At 35.8% G+C, this 18,109-nt stretch carries 13 protein-coding genes; 7 read left to right on the top strand and 6 right to left on the bottom strand.

Going from position 1 to position 18,109, the window contains the following annotated elements; all coding sequences use genetic code 11:
• The first annotated feature begins 4 nt into the window (after window positions 1-4).
• The 3 genes from HNP25_RS13165 to HNP25_RS13155 all read left to right on the top strand — a co-directional run bounded on the left by HNP25_RS13165 (window position 5) and on the right by HNP25_RS13155 (window position 3,750).
• Window positions 5-1,264: a DEAD/DEAH box helicase gene (locus tag HNP25_RS13165; RefSeq protein ID WP_184134799.1), complete on the top strand. Its 1,260-nt coding sequence runs from the start codon at window positions 5-7 to the stop codon at window positions 1,262-1,264.
• Window positions 1,265-1,623: 359 nt separating this feature from the next.
• A complete protein-coding gene (locus HNP25_RS13160; RefSeq protein ID WP_184134798.1) occupies window positions 1,624-2,568 on the top strand; it encodes a 3-oxoacyl-ACP synthase III family protein in 945 nt (314 codons plus the stop codon).
• 282 nt (window positions 2,569-2,850) lie between these two features.
• Entirely contained in the window at window positions 2,851-3,750 is a 900-nt protein-coding gene (locus HNP25_RS13155) for a DUF4349 domain-containing protein (protein ID WP_184134796.1), read from the top strand.
• Window positions 3,751-3,863: 113 nt separating this feature from the next.
• Here HNP25_RS13155 and HNP25_RS13150 read toward each other — a convergent pair whose 3' ends face one another.
• A complete protein-coding gene (locus HNP25_RS13150) occupies window positions 3,864-5,471 on the bottom strand; it encodes a RagB/SusD family nutrient uptake outer membrane protein (RefSeq protein WP_229202861.1) in 1,608 nt (535 codons plus the stop codon).
• Between the two features lie 32 nt (window positions 5,472-5,503).
• Entirely contained in the window at window positions 5,504-8,659 is a 3,156-nt protein-coding gene (locus HNP25_RS13145) for a SusC/RagA family TonB-linked outer membrane protein (RefSeq protein ID WP_184134795.1), read from the bottom strand.
• Window positions 8,660-9,035: 376 nt separating this feature from the next.
• On the opposite strand from HNP25_RS13145, the gene HNP25_RS13140 reads away from it, so the two are divergent.
• Entirely contained in the window at window positions 9,036-10,361 is a 1,326-nt protein-coding gene (locus tag HNP25_RS13140) for an amidohydrolase (RefSeq protein ID WP_184134793.1), read from the top strand.
• Window positions 10,362-10,453: 92 nt separating this feature from the next.
• On the opposite strand, the gene HNP25_RS13135 is transcribed toward HNP25_RS13140, so the two are convergent.
• The 4 genes from HNP25_RS13135 to HNP25_RS13120 form a co-directional block, all read right to left on the bottom strand.
• Window positions 10,454-11,257, bottom strand: a complete 804-nt coding sequence (locus HNP25_RS13135) for an SDR family oxidoreductase (RefSeq protein WP_184134791.1) — start codon at window positions 11,255-11,257, stop codon at window positions 10,454-10,456.
• Entirely contained in the window at window positions 11,250-11,732 is a 483-nt protein-coding gene (locus HNP25_RS13130; protein WP_184134790.1) for a hypothetical protein, read from the bottom strand. The genes HNP25_RS13135 and HNP25_RS13130 overlap by 8 nt, the downstream gene beginning before the upstream one ends.
• 87 nt (window positions 11,733-11,819) lie before the next feature.
• Complete coding sequence (locus tag HNP25_RS13125; RefSeq protein ID WP_184134788.1) at window positions 11,820-13,127, bottom strand: AAA family ATPase; 1,308 nt, start codon at window positions 13,125-13,127, stop codon at window positions 11,820-11,822.
• 283 nt (window positions 13,128-13,410) lie between these two features.
• Window positions 13,411-15,480, bottom strand: a complete 2,070-nt coding sequence (locus HNP25_RS13120) for a S9 family peptidase (protein ID WP_184134787.1) — start codon at window positions 15,478-15,480, stop codon at window positions 13,411-13,413.
• A 487-nt stretch (window positions 15,481-15,967) separates the two neighbouring features.
• On the opposite strand from HNP25_RS13120, the gene HNP25_RS13115 reads away from it, so the two are divergent.
• The 3 genes from HNP25_RS13115 to HNP25_RS13105 all read left to right on the top strand — a co-directional run bounded on the left by HNP25_RS13115 (window position 15,968) and on the right by HNP25_RS13105 (window position 17,127).
• Entirely contained in the window at window positions 15,968-16,225 is a 258-nt protein-coding gene (locus tag HNP25_RS13115; protein WP_184134785.1) for a DUF7660 family protein, read from the top strand.
• A complete protein-coding gene (locus HNP25_RS13110) occupies window positions 16,218-16,670 on the top strand; it encodes a hypothetical protein (RefSeq protein WP_184134783.1) in 453 nt (150 codons plus the stop codon). The genes HNP25_RS13115 and HNP25_RS13110 overlap by 8 nt, the downstream gene beginning before the upstream one ends.
• Window positions 16,671-16,746: 76 nt before the next feature.
• Entirely contained in the window at window positions 16,747-17,127 is a 381-nt protein-coding gene (locus tag HNP25_RS13105; protein WP_184134782.1) for a hypothetical protein, read from the top strand.
• Window positions 17,128-18,109 lie beyond the last annotated feature (982 nt).

Raw genomic sequence — 18,109 nt, 5'->3', positions numbered from 1 at the left:
CCTCATGTCATTTCAATCATTAAATTTAATTGAACCTATCCAAAAAGCATTAGCTGAGGAAGGTTACAGTACGCCAACACCTATTCAAGCCCAAGCGATTCCAACCATACTTCAAGGAAAAGATTTGCTAGGAGTAGCTCAAACAGGTACAGGAAAAACAGCAGCTTTTGCCATTCCGACGATTCAATTGTTGTGTCAACATCCTGTTCAACATCGTGGAAAAAGGAGTATCAAAGCACTAATCGTTACGCCGACTCGTGAATTAGCGATTCAAATCGACGAAAGTTTCAAAGCTTATGGAAGATTTACGGGACTTAAACATACTGTAATTTTTGGTGGAGTAAAGCAAGGACGTCAGACAGATATTTTGCAAGATGGCGTAGATATTTTGGTAGCTACTCCGGGTAGATTATTAGATTTAATCAATCAGCGATTTATTTCGTTAAAAGAGATTCAGATTTTTATTTTGGACGAAGCCGACCGTATGTTAGATATGGGTTTTGTGCATGACATCAAGAAAATTCTTACTTTTTTGCCAAGTAAACGTCAGTCGTTATTTTTCTCGGCAACGATGCCTCCTGAAATTCAGAAATTAGCGGATAATATTCTCTTCAAACCTGTCAAAGTAGAAGTAACGCCTGTTTCATCTACCGCAGATACTATCAAACAAGCAGTTTACTTTGTAGAAAAAGACCAGAAAAATGCTTTGTTAATGGATATTTTGAAAGACAAATCTATCGAAACAGTTTTAGTATTTACTCGCACTAAACATGGAGCTGATAAAGTAGTGAAAGTGTTGGCTAAAAACGACATCAAAGCCGAAGCCATTCATGGAAACAAAGCACAGAATGCTCGTCAAAGAGCTTTAGATAATTTCAAAAGTAAAACGACTAGAGTATTGGTCGCTACTGACATTGCCGCTAGAGGAATTGATGTGGATAATTTAGCTTATGTAATCAATTTTGATATTCCGAATATTCCTGAAACTTATGTGCATAGAATTGGGCGTACAGGTAGGGCAGGAGCAAACGGAACGGCATTTTCTTTCTGTGATTCAGAAGAGAAAAACTTTTTAAGAGATATTCAAAAATTAATTGCCAAAAATATTCCAGTAATTGAAGACCATGATTTTAAAAAGAGTAATGTGGCTCCAATTCCAAGTCCAACGAAACCACATGTTTCTCAGAAAGTACAAGGTAAATCAGATGAAGTAAGTAATAAAAGTAAAAAAGTTTGGTTCAAGAAAAAGGCAGAAGCAAGATAGATTAGTGATTAATATCATTCATTGTAAAATGACGAATATCATTTTTTGTATCAAATCGTATTTTTTAGACTTCCAAGCACCAAAGTTTGTTAAATTTAGCATTTAGCTTTGCTTTTATGGGATTTATCCAAAAAACATGGAAATAGTACAAAAAAATACAGGACTTTATTAAGTAATAATTGTTTATTTCTAATAAATTGTTGTACTATGAAAAAACATTGAGTTCCTTTGTATTAGATTTAGACCAAAAATTTAATTTTTTGTGGTCGTCAATGAAATCGGAATACTCTTAAAGTTATACCAAGTTCATTGTCAGTAGATTACGTTGACATTTATAAGAAAAGACCAAAATAACCCAAATGTTTATAAACGCTATAGCAAGTTATTTGCCCGAACAAATTATTACCAATGCTTATTTTGAAGAATTAAATGGATTAACTGACGACTGGATTACCGAACGTACTGGCATTCGTCAACGTCGCAAAGCTTCAGCCGAAGAGAATACGCATACAATGGCCATTCAGGCAGTTGATAAAATTAAAGAAAGCTTACCTTATGATATTTCAGAAGTTGATTTAATTATTGGTGCTACTTATACTCCTTATGATAGTATTTTTACTTTAGCACACGCAATTCAACATCATATTAATGTTAGTGAAATTCCAGTTGTTACAATTTCCTCAGCTTGTTCTTCTTTATTAAATGCCATTGAAATCGTTCAAGGATATTTTGCTTTAGGCAAAGCTACTAAAGCATTAGTGGTAGCTTCCGAACATAATACAGCGTATAATAATGAAGATGATACCAAAGCTGGGCATCTTTGGGGAGATGGTGCTGTAGTACTTTCAATCTCAAAAGAAAGTTTCGGTGAAACCAATTGGGAAATTAAAGATTTATTGACAGGCGGAGCAGCAAATGTTGGTAAAGCATCTGAAAGTGTTAATTTAAAACTTGTCAAGAAAGGCTTAATTATGCCTTTTGGAAGAGATGTATTTATTAATGCTTGTACATACATGCCAAAGGCAAGTTTACAAATTTTAGAAAGAAATAACCTTACCATCAACGATATAGCCTATATCGCACCACACCAAGCTAACCTTAGAATTTCTAAAAACGTGGCTGGTACTTTAGGTGTTTCAGAAGATATTATGCTTTCTAATATTCAGTACTTAGGTAATACTGGTTGTGCGGGTTGTGCAATTGTGTTGGATGAACACAAAACAGAATTCAAAAAAGGAGAAAATATCATTGTGACTGTATTCGGTGGTGGTTATTCTTATGGAGCAATGTTGATTACGATTTAGATTTTAACAAGTATTCCTGTAATGTTTTAACTATTTTGCTTTAGGCTATAAGCCATAGGCAATAGGCAAAATGTTTGTTTTTCACGATATAATGCCTATTTGTTTTTGCATAAGTACTTCATAAAGACCTCAAATTTACTAATCCTAAATTTGAGGTCTTTTTATGCACTTTTAATTTTATTAATAAGTTTTTAATTAAATTTTAATAAGTTTTTAAGTATTTACAATACTTGAAACAAAGCTTTCGTTTCTTGATAAAATAAAACAAAAACTTTACAAGCAATGAAAACTTACCAAAACGCTCTTTGCATCATGGTAGCTACTACGATGGTGATTTTTACAGGTTGTACAGAAAAAAAGGCTGAAACAACTTTGGATGCTGAAGAATTCGCCGACAGTGTTTCTGCCAGTACGTTTCCTTCTGAAACGATTGCTTTTGAAAAAAGGAAGTTTATTAAAACAGGAGATTTGCGGTTTAAAGTAAAAAATGTACAGGAAGCAAGCAACAGCATCGAAGACATTGTGGAGAAGTACGATGGTTTCATTACGCATTCAGAATTGAGTTCAAACACGACTCACGTAAATGAAGTTGAGATTAGCGAAGATTCTATTTTGCTGAACAAAGCTTATGAAGTAAGTAACAAAATTACCTTGCGGATTCCGAACCAAAATTTCGACAAAGTATTAAGGGAAATTCAACCTGTAATGACTTTCCTCGAATATAAAAAAGTATCTGCCGACGATGTAAGTTTGAATTTATTAGCAAGTGATTTACGCAAAAAACGTTTTTCAGAATTTGAAAATCGCTATAAAAAAGAAATTGCTACCAAAGGGAAAAAATTAGCAGAAACGGCTAATTCAGAAGAAAAACTCTTTGATTATCAAACCCAAGCCGACATGAATAAAGTAGAAACGCTCAATATCAAAGACCAAGTAAATTATAGTACTTTGGAGATTGAAGTATTTCAACCAATAACTAATATGATTGAATTACAGCCCAATATGGATAATGACTTTGCTTATCAACCACATTTTTTAAAAAGAATTTGGCAGAGTTTCAGAACAGGCTGGTTTGTATTTGAAGAAGTATTGGTTTTTATTACCAAATTTTGGATGCTGATTTTACTCCTTTCAGGTGGATTTTGGCTGTATAAAGTGTATTTTAAAACTTCAAAAGTTTAAGTTTTCAGGATTTTTTAAATCATTACTGAAAATAAGAATAGCGACCCAATGTAAAATTAGGTCGCTATTCTTTTTAAGAATCATTGTTCAAACATTAGAAATGAACTGATTTCTTACCAACCCGGATTTTGTTGATTTTTCAACGTAGGGTTATTGTTGATTTCTTCAATTGGCAATGGCCATACAAATCTAAAGTTTTCATAAGGAATTGCCGCTAACATCGTGTAAGTTGTTGCAGGATTGTTAGTATATAAATTGGTAAAGGTCAATGTTTGGCTTGCTTTTGAAGGGATACCTTTCGTTCCAAACACTGTATCTTTTCCAAGGCGGTGAATATCCAACCATCTCATACCTTCAGCTAAGAATTCAATTCTACGTTCGTTCAAAATAGCTTGAACTAATTGCTGACTGCTTGTAAAACTTGCAGCCGTATAACGACCTGTTCCTTCTGGCACAGCACGGTTTCTAACGGCATTCAATAAAGCTAAGGCTCTGGTATCAACTGTCGAACTTGAACGTGCTAAAGCTTCAGCAGCATTCAATAATACTTCGGCATAACGGATAATTGGAGCGTTGTCGGTACGTGACGTAGCATCAGCATATTTTTTACTAAACATAGCACCACGCCCCGGAGAAGTAGCACCATCTTGCTGAACCATAGCAGAAGACTTACGGAAGTCGTCAGCAGGGAAAAACGGCTGATTCCAAATAAGAGGGCTGATACCCACAATACCACGTCCACCAGTGATAGAAGCACTATACATTGTTGGAGCAGCACCATTCACACTAGCGTTATCTACGTCATTATTTTCAATAGAGAAAATAGACTCCACATTGTTTTTGTTAGCAGTACCAAAAGGACCCATTGGCGTAGCCGTCAATTGGTAATTTCCTACTGGACTTACTAAATTTCCCGAAGTTGGAATCAATTTATTAGCCTCTTCGATAACCTTCGCCCAGTTGTTTTGATGCAAACGGATTCTTGTTTTCAAGGCAATAACTGCCCCTTTCGTAGCACGAGTAATAGCATTACGAGAACGAGTAGCAGGCAAATTAGCTTCTGCGAAGTCTAAATCTGCTAAAATTTTATCATAACATTCAGCTACTGTATTACGTCCTTGCTTGCTGGCTTCGTCCACAGAAACACCAGTACTTGTACCAATAGGCTGTTCACGGTAAGGAATACCACTGGCTACGGCAGTTGGATTGTCGCTGTAAGGACGAGCAAAATTCACTAACAAGTAAAAATGCCCCATTGCTCTTAGGAATCTTAATTCTGCTTCATAAGCATTTTTTACGGATTCTGTCAAAGAGGCACTTGTTTGAGCTTTACGAACCCCATCCATTACCACGTTTGCTCTGTTAATCATGGCATAAGCAGTTTGCCAAAAGAAACCATTATTAGGCGTTGTAGCATCATAAGTACCATTATAAGTAACAGCATAAAATGCCGCCACACTTACCATATCTTCTCCACGGCAGTCGCCTTGTTGTAAATGAGCAGCCCCAAACGGATACCCACGCACAGCACCACCCGCATAAAATCCAGACTGAGCTCCATCATATACCCCAGTCACAGCCAATTCAACTCTTTCAACTGTTTCATAAGCAGTTGTTTCCGAAAGGGCATCTATAGGCTGCAAATCTGTTACTTCGCAAGCCGCTCCAAACATCATTAATGTTCCAAGAGCGAATATTTTTTTATAAGATATAATTTTCATTGTATTTCTCCTTGAGTTAATGTTTGTTGAGACTAAAATCCTACGTTCAAGCCAAAAGTAAGTATTCTGAACTGAGGGTTAGTGTTGTAGTCGATACCAAATGTTTGGTTGACATCTCCGTTACTGTTCAATTCAGGGTCTAAACCTTTATAGCTCGTGAAAGTAAAGGCATTTTGTACTTGCCCATAAATACGAACACTATTAATACCAATGTTAGCACGTGTAATAATGCTCTTTGGTAGTGTATAACCTAAAATAATGTTTTGAATTCTGATAAAGTCACCTTTTTCAACAAATCTGGTAGTTGCATTTCCGTTTAAGTTGATGATGTTACCATTGTTTAAAACCATTTTAGGAACATCTGTAATTTGTCCTTCGGTAGTCCAACGATTCAAGATTTCAGTACCATTGTTGTTGAAATCTTGGTTCAATAAAGTTTCTTGACGAGTAATGTTCATAATTTTGTTACCACCAGAGAAACGAGTAAATATCTCTAAATCAAAGCCTTTGTATTTGAAGCTATTCGTAACACTACCAAACCAGGTAGGGTTTGTGTTGCCTAATACTCTTCTGTCGCCACCGTCAGCTACGTCTCCCGAAAGAAGAGACGCTCCTGTTGTGTTAGTAGTAACACTTGGGTTGGCAGCATCATAGAATGAATAAACCCCTGTGTTTGCATTTCTTTGTACAATTCTACCATCGCCTTTTACAAACAATGGGAAACCATTTGCTGGATTTACACCCGCAGTTTCATAACCATACAAAGCAGCTACTGGCTGACCAACTGTAATAATATGATATGATGAAGGGAAAATTGGTTGGTCTTTTCCGTCAATACCTTTATTCAATGCAGTTACTTTATTTTCCTGTGTTGAATAATTCATGTTTACATCCCAAGAGAAGTCACCTTTCTTGATAGCTTCAATAGAAAGATTAAATTCCAACCCTTTGTTGTACATCGCACCTACGTTTTTAGAAATAGAGTTGTTAGGTACACCCAAAGAAGGAGCTGTTGGAGCAGCCAAAATCAAATCAGTAATATCATTTTTATAATATTCTGCCGAGAAAATAATCTTGTTATCTAAAAATCCTAAGTCAACACCGTAGTTAGATTGTGTACTTGATTCCCATTTCAAGGCAGCGTTTCCAGCTTGTGTAAAACCAATACCATTTTGCGAACCGTACTGAGCTGTTCCGAATAAACCTAAGTAAGGGAAGTTACCAATGTTTACGTTACCTACTTGTGCATAGCTACCTCTCAATTTGATGTCATTGATTACTTTAGCGATGCTTGAGTTTTTATAGAAATCTTCGTTAGAAAGCTTGTAAGCCAAAGAACCACCAAAGAAATTACCTCTTCTACTTGCTTCTGGTAAAGCAGAAATACCATCGTTACGAGCCGAGAATGTCATAAAATACTTGTTGTCGTAATCGTATTGCAAACGACCAAAATATGAATCAAAACCAGCAGAAGCTCCTCCACCTGTTACAGTTGGCACAGAGAAACTACCTGAAATGATGTTTTCTTCTTGGAAGAATCTGTCAGAGAAATTAGCTGCTTGAGCTGTGAAAGAAGAGATAGTTTGTTTTTGGTATTCTGTACCTACGGTTAAATCAATAGAATTTTTTCCAAATTCTGTCGAATAATTAGCCGTATTTTGCCAGTTCCATCTGGTTACGTTTCTTGAAGTTTGCGAAACGACACCATTTGAACCACGACCATCGCCATGTCTTGGGTCAGTAGATTGAAAACTACGTACATCAGTATAGTCAATACCAATCATTGATTTCAAAGTTAGACCTTTGAATGGTGTCACTTGTAAATAAGAAGTAGATAACACACGTCCGATTTGTGCATTGAATTTGTTATTGGCAAGTACAAAAGCAATGTTGGTATAGTTGTTATCAATGTTTCTTGTATTTGCACCTTGTCCTAACACAGCACCATCTGGCGAAATATTATAACCGGTAGGATTGGTTTCACTGTAAATCGGTACGTTAGGGAATAATCTTGCCGCACCTGTTAAGTTTCCAGATAAAGCGTTAGTACCTGTGTTCAAACCTGTATTTTCAGTTCTGGTTACTTGAAGTTTAGTACCTACCGATACGTACTTATTAAAGCTATGGTCAATATTTGAAGTGAAGTTATAACGCTTCTGACCGTTGGCAGTAATTGCACCTTCTTGTTTGTTATAGCCCAATGAGAAGTAATAATTCGTTTTTTCAACGCCCCCACTAAAACTCATGTTATAGCCTTGCGTAATACCTTGACGTAAAATGATACTTTGCCAGTCGGTATTTGTACCATTAGCATCCAAGAATGCTTGGTTTGTACCACCTGCATTTTTCAATTTTTCGTTAGCAATTGTTACGAATTGGTTGGCATCTAACAAACTTAATCTATTGATTGCATTGGTTGTACCATACTGCATACTCAAGTTCACTTTTAAAGGAGTGCCTTTTTTTCCTTTTTTAGTAGTCACTAAAATAACGCCATTCGTAGCTCTTGAACCATAAATCGCAGTAGCAGCACCATCTTTTAGAATTTCCATCGACTCAATATCCGCAGGGTTGATGTCCGCAAGCGGGTTGGTCGGTGTAGCCGCACTTTGGTTTCCGTCAATGGCTGGAACTCCGTCAACTACGATAAGTGGCGAACCACCAGAAGTAATAGAGTTTGTACCACGAATACGAATACGAGGAGCTTGTCCAATAATACCGCTACCAACTGTTACTTGTACCCCCGAAGCTCTACCAGCTAACTGCTGGTCAAAGCTGGCTGTGTTTAAGTCAGTAATATCTTTCCCTGATATACTTGAAATAGAAGACGTAAGCTTTGATTTTTTTTGTACCCCGTAACCAATCACCACCACTTCATCTAAGTCAGAAATAGAAGACTTTAAAGAAACATTAATTTGAGATTGATTACTCACCAATACTTCTTTCTTTTCAAATCCTACAAAAGAGAATACAAGTACTGAATTTGGCGAAGCATTAATCTTGAAAGTACCGTTGGCAAATGAGGTTACACCTTTACTGGTACCTTTCACGATAATACTTACTCCAGGAAGTGCTGAGCCGTCTTCTGCTGAAGAAACCTTACCTGTAATGATTCTATCTTGAGCTTTAACGCTTAGTTGAAGCAAAAGAAGAAACACAAAACTAATAAGTAGTAGTTTTTTGTTCATTTTTGTTTAGTTTATGATGTTATTTATGAAAACAAAATAGTTGATATGCAATCATAATATTGCTATAACAACTTTTATTATAGCGTTTAAACGTTAAAAATTAATATATAGTTTACACAATCGTAAAAAAAAATTTTTATTTTGTAGATGAAACGATTGGGTAAGCTTAATTTGGTTTTAGCAAAGAAGGAATACAGCATGAAAACACAGGTTTTCTACTTATGTTTTGAAAAAACAAATAAGTATAACTTGTTACAGATTGTACTTTATGTATTTTTTTGGATACAAAAATACGATTGAAGCCACTGGAAATTTGGGAGTAAATGATTTTAATAGTAGATTCATTCAAATTTCATCTTTAAAATCAAACTATTCAATGAAAAAGATAATCATGCCTGCGGCATTGTTGATGCTTTCTCTTTCAACATCATTTGCTCAAACGAATACATTAAAATCCAAAATTTCTCAAAAAGCAGAATCACTTGAATCAAAAGTGGTTGCTTGGCGAAGAGATTTTCACGAAAACCCTGAACTCGGAAACCGTGAATTTAAAACGGCTGAAAAAATAGCAGCTCATTTAAGAGCTTTAGGTATTGAAGTTAAAACTGGCGTAGGTAAAACGGGTGTTGTTGGTCTTTTAAAAGGCGGAAAACCTGGTCCGGTAGTAGCGCTTCGTGCAGATATGGACGGACTTCCCGTGAAAGAACGTGTGAATATTCCTTTTGCTTCTAAAGCTACAGGCGAATACAACGGACAACCTGTAAGTATTATGCACGCCTGCGGACACGATACTCACGTAGCAATTCTGATGGGAACTGCCGAAATTTTGGCTTCTATGAAAAATGAGTTGAAAGGTACGGTGAAATTTATTTTTCAACCTGCCGAAGAAGGAGCGCCAGAGGGAGAGGAAGGAGGAGCTGCTTTGATGATAAAAGAAGGCGTGTTAGAAAACCCCAAAGTAGATGCTATTTTTGGTTTGCATATCAACGCTCAAACAGAAATTGGCAAAATAAAATACCGTCCGGGTGGTACGATGGCGAGTTCTGATTGGTTTAAAATTAAAATCAAAGGAAAGCAATCGCATGGAGCTTATCCGTGGTCAAGTATCGACCCAATCGTTACGGCTTCACAAGTAATTATGGGATTGCAAACTATCGTCAGTAGAAATGCTCCTGTAACAGAATCTGCTGCGGTTGTAACTGTTGGACAAATTAACGGTGGTGTAAGAAGTAATATCATTCCAGAAGAAGTAAATATGAATGGAACGATTCGTGCTTTGGATACTAGCGTACAAGATATGATTCATGCAAGAATATCTCAAATTGCTACAAACATTGCAGAAAGTGCTGGTGCAACTGCTGAAGTGAATATTACTAGAATGTGTCCTGTTACTTATAACGACATTCCTTTGATGGAGAAAATGGTGCCAACTTTGGAAGGAGTAGCTGGTAAAGAAAATGTTGCTATCACAGCAGCAGTAACTGGTGCAGAAGATTTTGCTTTCTATCAGCAAAAAGTACCGGGAGTTTTCTTCTTCTTGGGCGGAGCTCCAAAAGGAAAACCCGTTTCAGAAACAGCACCACACCACACACCAGATTTTTATATCGACGAAGGTGGTTTTGTATTAGGCATGAAATCAATGGCTAGTTTGGTGGTGGATTACATGGATATGAATACTGGAAAGAGTAGTGTAGGAAAATAAAATGGCTTTCGGATGTCGGGTTTCAGATGTCGGATTTATAAAATCCATTTGCTGAAATCTGACATCCGAAATCTGACATCCACAATCCCAAATTATTTTTCAGCATTTACTTTCAGCACCAATTTATAAACCACAGCAGGTAAATAACGTTTTAAATACACACCCATTACTTCGTACCAACCTCCGATATATACTTCTTTTTGATTCGCTTTTACGGCTTTTACAATCTTTTCGGCACAGCGTTCGGCACTCATGCCACGACTTTGGTTTTTATCCATTTTCCCATGCACATTTCCATTGCCATCCAATGCGTTTAAAGAAATGGGCGTGTTGATATACCCCGGACAAATGACCGTTACTTGTATGTTTTCCTGCCAAACTTCTGCTCTTAATGAATCAAAAAAGGCAATCATAGCGTGTTTGGCGGCACAATAGCCACTTCTCAGAGGCGTTCCGATTTTTCCTGCAACGCTACTAATCGCTACAAAATGTCCTGTTTTTCTTTCGCTAAAATGGGGAAGAATTGCCTGAGTAAATGCCACAGTACTGAAAAAATCCAGTTCCATAATGTCTCGATAGACTTTAAAATCAGTATCTTTTACTAATGAACGCTGAGTAATGCCTGCATTTTGAACTACTACATCAATTTGTCCAAAGTGTTCCAAGACCGTTTTTACTTTCTCTGGAAATACGTCAAAATTCAACATATCCATTGGCAAGACTAATACTTTATCAGCACCAAGTCCAGTAGCGTTGGCTACTCTTTGTAATTCCATTTCACGCCTTGCCGAAAGTACCAATTTTGCTCCTTCTTTGGCGAACTGATACGAAAGAGCTTCGCCAATGCCCGACGAAGCTCCTGTAATCCAGACTATTTTGTTTTGGAAATTATTCATGGTAAGGTAAATCTTCTGGACGTTTGCAGGCTGTTACTACAAAACCGGGAAAATTGATTAAATCGGAAACGAAATTATCATCAATACTTAACGCATATTTCCGATGCGATAATAAAACGGTAGGAATATGTTCTCTATCTTCTTGATTACAAGTAAGTTTCTTTTCTACTTTTTTGGTAAAATGAACTTGTTGAAAATCTTTAATGGCTTGATTCTTAATAAAAACTAAGCGTCCTTGTTTTTGAAGTCGCCCGATGATAGCAATGATATTTTGCCCTTCTTTTACATTTTGGTTAGAACGATTGTACTCGTTCAGCAGTTTTTGTGAAACAACCAAATGAGCATTTATATCTATTTCACCTTCTTTGATTTCGGTGTGCTTGATAAGCCAATCTCTTAATTTTATATAGGCTGGGTCGGCAGGATTTTTAAAACGACTGGCAATATTGTTATCAATAAAAATATCTTTTTTCATCTGATTATAATGTTCAGTTATTTTTAAAGGTATCAGATGGAACGCCTAAAAATACCTTTGTGTGTCAAACTTTTTGGCTTTGGCGTTTCATTGTGCAGAGGCAAATAAAGCTATATCCATTACATCCATTTCATAAGTATCAAAAAATCCTTGCGGAGCATTTTTGATTTGTCCGTCCGTTGTTAGTTCAATAGGATAAGTAGTTGTTTTATCGCCATCGTTTTCCATGTAATACAATTTCACATCTTCGGGTTGTAGTTCTCCTTTTACAATCAAAAGGCGAAGGCGATTGATTAAGTACTCCGAATGTGTTTCTACAATATATTGCTTCTCGGTTTCTTTAACCTGTTTTGCAAAATAATCTCCCAAAGTAGCCTGAATTTTAGGATGCAAATGTATCTCTGGCTGGGAAACGGCTAAACAAGATTGACTATTTAATTGTAAATCAGCCACAATAATGGGAAGAAACTGACTAATTCCAAAACCAACATCTGTTAAAGAAGCTAATGTGCTATTTTCGTTTACTTTCACGTTTAGTTCAAATCTTCCACCTTTCATCTTATTAGATTCAATGGAATGAATCAGTCCTAAATTGCTAATAGCTTTGAGCAATTGTTGAAATTCATTATTATTATTAGATTCTTCCCATTCGATAATTTGGTCAATATAACCTTCACCGTTTACACCTATTTTGCTTGCTGTGGGTTTGCGGTAATAAGTACGTTCAGGTGGAAGACGAAATGACCCCATATAATTGAAAAATCTATCTATTTCATAATCAACCTCGAAATTTGAGTTGTCAGAACCATTCATGCTTCTATTAAAAGAATCTTTGTATTTAATCACAACCTCGGAGGTAGTTTTACGTAGAATTTCATAATTTCCTTCTTTTAATATGTCATATTTACCATTGTAATCACGCCAAATTTTTTGATATTCCGTAGAAGATAAGCTTTCATATTTTTTTTTGGTAATATTCTTCCATTCCTGAAATTCCTTAAGTGTGAATGTTAGCTCAATATAAGCTAAATCATCTTTGTCTCTTATTACGAATTTTTCCCTATTTCTGAACTCATATAGTTCAGGTTGTTCTGTTCTTTCATTCTGTTTCCACTTTGTAGAATAATAATTATTTTCAAACTCTATGTCAACTGTAAATACATTTTCATCAGTCTTCTTTCTGATAACATCATCGTATCCTCCCATATTTACAAAATGACCATTAAGTGCAAAATAGAGTGGAAAGTAATTACTTTGCATGATTCCCAACAAAGCATTAATCAAAGAACTTTTGCCACTGCTGTTTGCACCTGTGAGTAAAGTGATTTTCCCAAAGTCTATATCTACTTGCTCAAAGCATTTGAATTCTTTTAATGAAAGCGATTTTATTAACATTCCTTTAGAGTTTTTCTTTATTCAAAAGTAAATAGAATTCCCTCTAAAACAAACAAATCTCCCTTTCAGAGGAAAAGGAGATTTGTAAAAATATTTTAAAAAAATGAAAGAAGAAATAATCAAATATGTCGTTCCTACGGAACTTGAGTTGCGGTATTCACATTTTTCTACCGATATTCAACTCCTACGGAGCTATTTTATGGCATAAAAGTCAAGCATAAAAAAGGACTTCTACTTCTAAACCTACCAATCAAACAACTCCTAATTCCGCATTCAAAACTCCTCACTCATAGATTTCCATCAAATTCAACATAAAGGCATACTCCAACGCCACATCATGGAAGCGTTTGAATCTGCCTGATGCTCCGCCATGACCAGCTTCCATGTCGATATGGAAAAGTAAAAGATTATTGTTGGTTTTCAAGGCACGAAGTTTAGCTACCCATTTGGCTGGCTCGAAATACTGTACTTGCGAATCGTGTAAACCTGTGGTGACTAACATATTTGGATAGTCTTTTGCTTCCACATTATCCACGGGCGAGTACGATTTCATGTATTCGTAATACTCTTTTTGTTTAGGATTTCCCCATTCTTCCCATTCGCCAGTGGTCAAAGGAATACTTTCGTCGAGCATGGTTGTTACCACATCTACGAATGGCACAGCCGCCAAAACACCTTTGTATAAATCAGGACGCATATTGGTTACTGCACCCATCAATAAGCCACCTGCCGAACCGCCATTGGCGAAAAGTTTATCTTTTGAAGTCCATTTTTCTTGAATTAAGTATTCTGAAACATCAATAAAATCATGGAAAGTATTTAACTTTTTCAGCAATTTACCATCTTCGTACCATTGTCTGCCCATTTCTTGTCCACCACGAATATGGGCAATGGCAAAAGCAAAACCACGATTCAATAAAGTTAATCTTGCTGCCGAAAAGTAAGGGTCAATCGAATACCCATAAGAACCATAAGCATATTGAAGTAAAGGTTGCGAGCCATCTCTTTTGAAACCTTTTTTGTAAACAATTGAAATCGGCACTTTTACGCCATCACGAGCGGTAGCAAAAAGGCGTTCGCTGATATAATCTTCTTTGTTGAATTCGCCCAAAACAGTTTGCTCTTTCATGAGCGTTTTGTCTTGCGTATCCATATTATAATCAAATACTGAACTCGGCGTAGAAAGTGAAGTATAAGAGTAGCGAAGAATGTTGGTATCAAAATCAGGATTTGAAGATACGCCAGTATCATAAGCCGTTTCGTCAAACTGAATATAATGCTCCGCTTTTGTACTTTGGTTAATAATTCGGATGTGCATTAAAGCCTTACTTCTTTCTTGCAACACCAAATGGTTTCTAAAAACCTCCATACTATCCAAATAAGTATCCTCACGATGTGGAATTACCTCTTTCCATTTTGTCATGTCAGTACTTTCGGCTTCATTTACTTCCATCAATTTAAAATTGGTGGCGTCTTGAGCGTTAGTTCTGATATAAAATTTATCATCAAAATGTTCGATGGCATATTCTAAACCTTCTTCTCGTGGATAAAAAGGAGTAAATTCACCAGTAGGATTTGAAGCATCTAACAAACGATATTCCGTAGAAACGCCATTTTGTTCAGAAACTGAAATGATGTATTTTTTAGATTTCATCCTGCCCAAACCCATATAAAATTGTGGATCTTCTTCAGTATAAACTAATACATCTTCAGCAGTATCCGTACCAATTACATGACGAAATACTTTTGATGCCAACAAAGTTTGTTGGTCACGCACCATGTAGAAAATCGTTTTATTATCTGTCGCCCAAGCGTAAGCACCGCCTTCTGTATTTTCAATTTCATCAGGTAAAATTTCGCCAGTACTTAGGTTGATGAATTTCAAAGTATAATTTCTTCGACTGATGGTATCTACACCATAGGCTAAAATCTGTTCATTATCAGAAACCTCATAGCCACCAATGCTAAAATAAGCATGATTTTTTGCCATTTCGTTTCCATCCAACATAATCTCTTCTTCGGCTTCCAAAGTACCTTTTTTACGACAGTACAAAGGATATTCTCCTCCTTCAATATATCTTGAATAGTAATAATAATTACCGTCTTTTACAGGAACAGACTCATCATTTTCTTTGATTCTGCCTTTCATTTCGTGGAACAGCGCTTCCTGCAAAGCTTTTGTTGGCGCCATTACTGCATCAGTATAAGCGTTTTCAGCTTCGAGGTATTGTATTACATCTGGATTTTCAGGGTCGTTTAACCAATAATAATTATCTTGACGAGTATCGCCGTGGAGAGTCATTGGATGTGGCTTTATCGCCGCCACGGGAGCTTGCATAACATCTGGATTCATACTATTCATTTTAGAAGGGTATTAAGTACTAATGCAGAATTGTGAGTTGCGAATTATGAATTTAAAATTTTCATTTTCAGATACTTACATTTTATATTAATTGAAATTAATATTGCACGAATACTTAGATTGTCTTTTGGAAGGCTATATCCATCTTCAAAGTTAAGTTTTTCAAAGAGAAAAGCATTTTAAAAACCTGCATTTTGCCTTTTTAATTCAATATTAGGGTTTTTAGGGAAAATATTGGATAAATACTCATGGCATGACTTTTAATTACTCTGGGAAAATGGACAAGTCTTTGGCAGTCATGCCATGAGTGATAAAAGAAGCTTAAAAATATCACATAATAAATTTTTGGAAGAAAGGTTTGCTTAGGAGTTTAGTGTTAGTCTTTAATTTGATACTTTAGGGTTTGAAAGATGATTGATTTTAACAATACAAAAATTACTTTGAATACTTTCAAATACTCGAAGTTATAACCAATTTTATGGACGATACATTTAACAACCTAAAAGTAACAGACAGACAATCTTTTATTAAATTTCTCGACTTATTACAGAAGGACTTTATTGACAATCCTGAAAGTTGGGAAAACAAAAATTTGCCAGACTTCTTGGAAGCGTTAAGTTCATACACAGAAGAGATTCAAGGTTATTACGACAATATGAAACTAAAAGTAAATGCTGACAAGCCTGACTGGTCAACATTTGCTGACATTTTTAAAGGTGCAAGAATTTATGAGTAGCGACTATCCTAATCCGTGGAACTTCTCAAATATTGATAAGAATCTACTATCACCAAATGGAAAATATAAAATTGAATTTGGTGAACTTTATGAAATGGCAATGGGGGCACCAATTGCAGGAGAATGTTATCTGATTTTTGATGACAAAAAAATAAAGATAAATGAATGGACAGGCGGTCCCGTTATCTGGAACGAAACAAGTGGCAAAATTGCCTTGCCTATTTGGACAAAAAACAGAAATCAAAAAATATCAATAGTTGATATTAATAATTTAACGATTACGACCTATAAAAAGGAATTTAGAGTATTACATTTTAATAAATTTGAAGAGAATAAACTATCTGGAATTGACAGCCCATTTTATATGACAACAAAATTGAACTTTGACATTAATAAGGAAGAAGTAGAAACAATTAAACAAATTAAATACAAGACCTCAGAGTGAATGTATGACCCCCTTCGGGGTCGAACAATGTTTATTGTCATTTGAATTAGCTATAAACCTTTAAATATAACAGACTATGCAATCAAACATTCTCAGACTAACAATAGTGGTAATAGCTTTGTTAATTTCAAGTAGCTCTAGTAAAAATGATTTAAAAAATCAAATTACTATAAAAATCAATTCAATAGACAGCGAAACTAAGCAGTTGAGAATTAATAGGTTTGATAGTGTCGAAGTTAGAAAGGAAGGTATTGGCTATTTGATGAAGACCTTTAATACAGTAGGCAAATATGTTACTGACTCTACGGGTTCCGTTAAAATTAAAATAGATTGTAGAGAGGTATATCAGATAAGGGTCTATGGATTACATGCTTATGGTGGAGATAATTTTGAAAAAGAAGAGTTGAAAGATGGACAAAAAGTAAATATAGAAGTTGTGCCTAACCAGATATATTAGGCAAAGCTTCACACTCGAAACTTGTTAAAATAGCGAAAAGTAAGAAAATAGAAGAATACACAAATTCACAGATTAAGCCTACAATAATCCTGAAAGGATTACAGGTTTATAGAAAAAAGGAAAATGATGTGACAGTAGCTGTTTTCCAGTCCGAGAGATTAAGCATCCCGATTTAGGGATTTTGCTTCCTGACGAAGGGATTTCGCTTCCCTACTGAGAGATTAAGCTTACCGACTGAGGGATTTTGCTTCCTGACTGAGGGATTTTGCTTCCTGACTGAGGGATTTTGCTTCCTGACTGAGGGATTTTGCTTCCTGACTAAGGGATTTTGCTTCCTTGTCACATCCTAAAAAAGCTTGACAGTTTTAGGGATTAAAACTGAATTAATTGTCAAGCTTTTTTTATTGTATTACCAAGATTACAACATTTATTTTTTATTCCTAAATGTATTTTAATCTTTTGTGTTAATACTGGTTCTTTTGCTAGGTTGGGCTTCTATTCCTATTCATTTTTTTGTGTTTTGTCTTATTCCTACTTGATGTTAAATGTTGATTCTTACTCCTATTTTTGCTTACTCTTACAGAGTTTATTACTACATATTACTCGGTTTGATTTGGCTAAAACTGTTATGAATGACATGGGGGTTTACCTGATTTTCTTGCGACTTTTCTTGCGTTTTTATCGCTTCATCAGGGACTTTCTCTGCTGAGGTTTTAGTTCCTTTCTTTTGAATATTTCGCTTCTTCCATCGCTTGATTAATACACCCTTTTGTTCATGAGCGACCACTGGTGTCAGCCTGTCACAACTATCGTGCGTCCTTAGTTCATTATAGCTTTTGATGGCTCTATCAACGGCTACTTGAGCTGTTTGATGACTCTCAAAGGTTGGGAGTGTTCACTGAACTGTGTCAGTTGATTTATTGAGTTAGGGGGCTAGCCCCCTAACTCAATAAATCAACTTGTGAAATTCTATCTTCAAATG

It is taken from the genome of Arcicella rosea (assembly GCF_014204325.1).
GTDB classification, from domain to species: Bacteria; Bacteroidota; Bacteroidia; order Cytophagales; family Spirosomataceae; genus Arcicella; species Arcicella rosea_A.
Note: the sequence above shows the minus strand (reverse complement) of the source record. Positions and strands in the feature narration are given on the sequence as shown.

Bases quoted from the DNA above. Each gene is read 5' to 3' on its own strand.
- HNP25_RS13165 (WP_184134799.1), top strand. From the start codon at position 5: ATGTCATTTCAATCATTAAATTTAATTGAACCTATCCAAAAAGCATTA.
- HNP25_RS13160 (WP_184134798.1), top strand. From the start codon at position 1,624: ATGTTTATAAACGCTATAGCAAGTTATTTGCCCGAACAAATTATTACC.
- HNP25_RS13155 (WP_184134796.1), top strand. From the start codon at position 2,851: ATGAAAACTTACCAAAACGCTCTTTGCATCATGGTAGCTACTACGATG.
- HNP25_RS13150 (WP_229202861.1), bottom strand. From the start codon at position 5,471: ATGAAAATTATATCTTATAAAAAAATATTCGCTCTTGGAACATTAATG.
- HNP25_RS13145 (WP_184134795.1), bottom strand. From the start codon at position 8,659: ATGAACAAAAAACTACTACTTATTAGTTTTGTGTTTCTTCTTTTGCTT.
- HNP25_RS13140 (WP_184134793.1), top strand. From the start codon at position 9,036: ATGAAAAAGATAATCATGCCTGCGGCATTGTTGATGCTTTCTCTTTCA.
- HNP25_RS13135 (WP_184134791.1), bottom strand. From the start codon at position 11,257: ATGAATAATTTCCAAAACAAAATAGTCTGGATTACAGGAGCTTCGTCG.
- HNP25_RS13130 (WP_184134790.1), bottom strand. From the start codon at position 11,732: ATGAAAAAAGATATTTTTATTGATAACAATATTGCCAGTCGTTTTAAA.
- HNP25_RS13125 (WP_184134788.1), bottom strand. From the start codon at position 13,127: ATGTTAATAAAATCGCTTTCATTAAAAGAATTCAAATGCTTTGAGCAA.
- HNP25_RS13120 (WP_184134787.1), bottom strand. From the start codon at position 15,480: ATGAATCCAGATGTTATGCAAGCTCCCGTGGCGGCGATAAAGCCACAT.
- HNP25_RS13115 (WP_184134785.1), top strand. From the start codon at position 15,968: ATGGACGATACATTTAACAACCTAAAAGTAACAGACAGACAATCTTTT.
- HNP25_RS13110 (WP_184134783.1), top strand. From the start codon at position 16,218: ATGAGTAGCGACTATCCTAATCCGTGGAACTTCTCAAATATTGATAAG.
- HNP25_RS13105 (WP_184134782.1), top strand. From the start codon at position 16,747: ATGCAATCAAACATTCTCAGACTAACAATAGTGGTAATAGCTTTGTTA.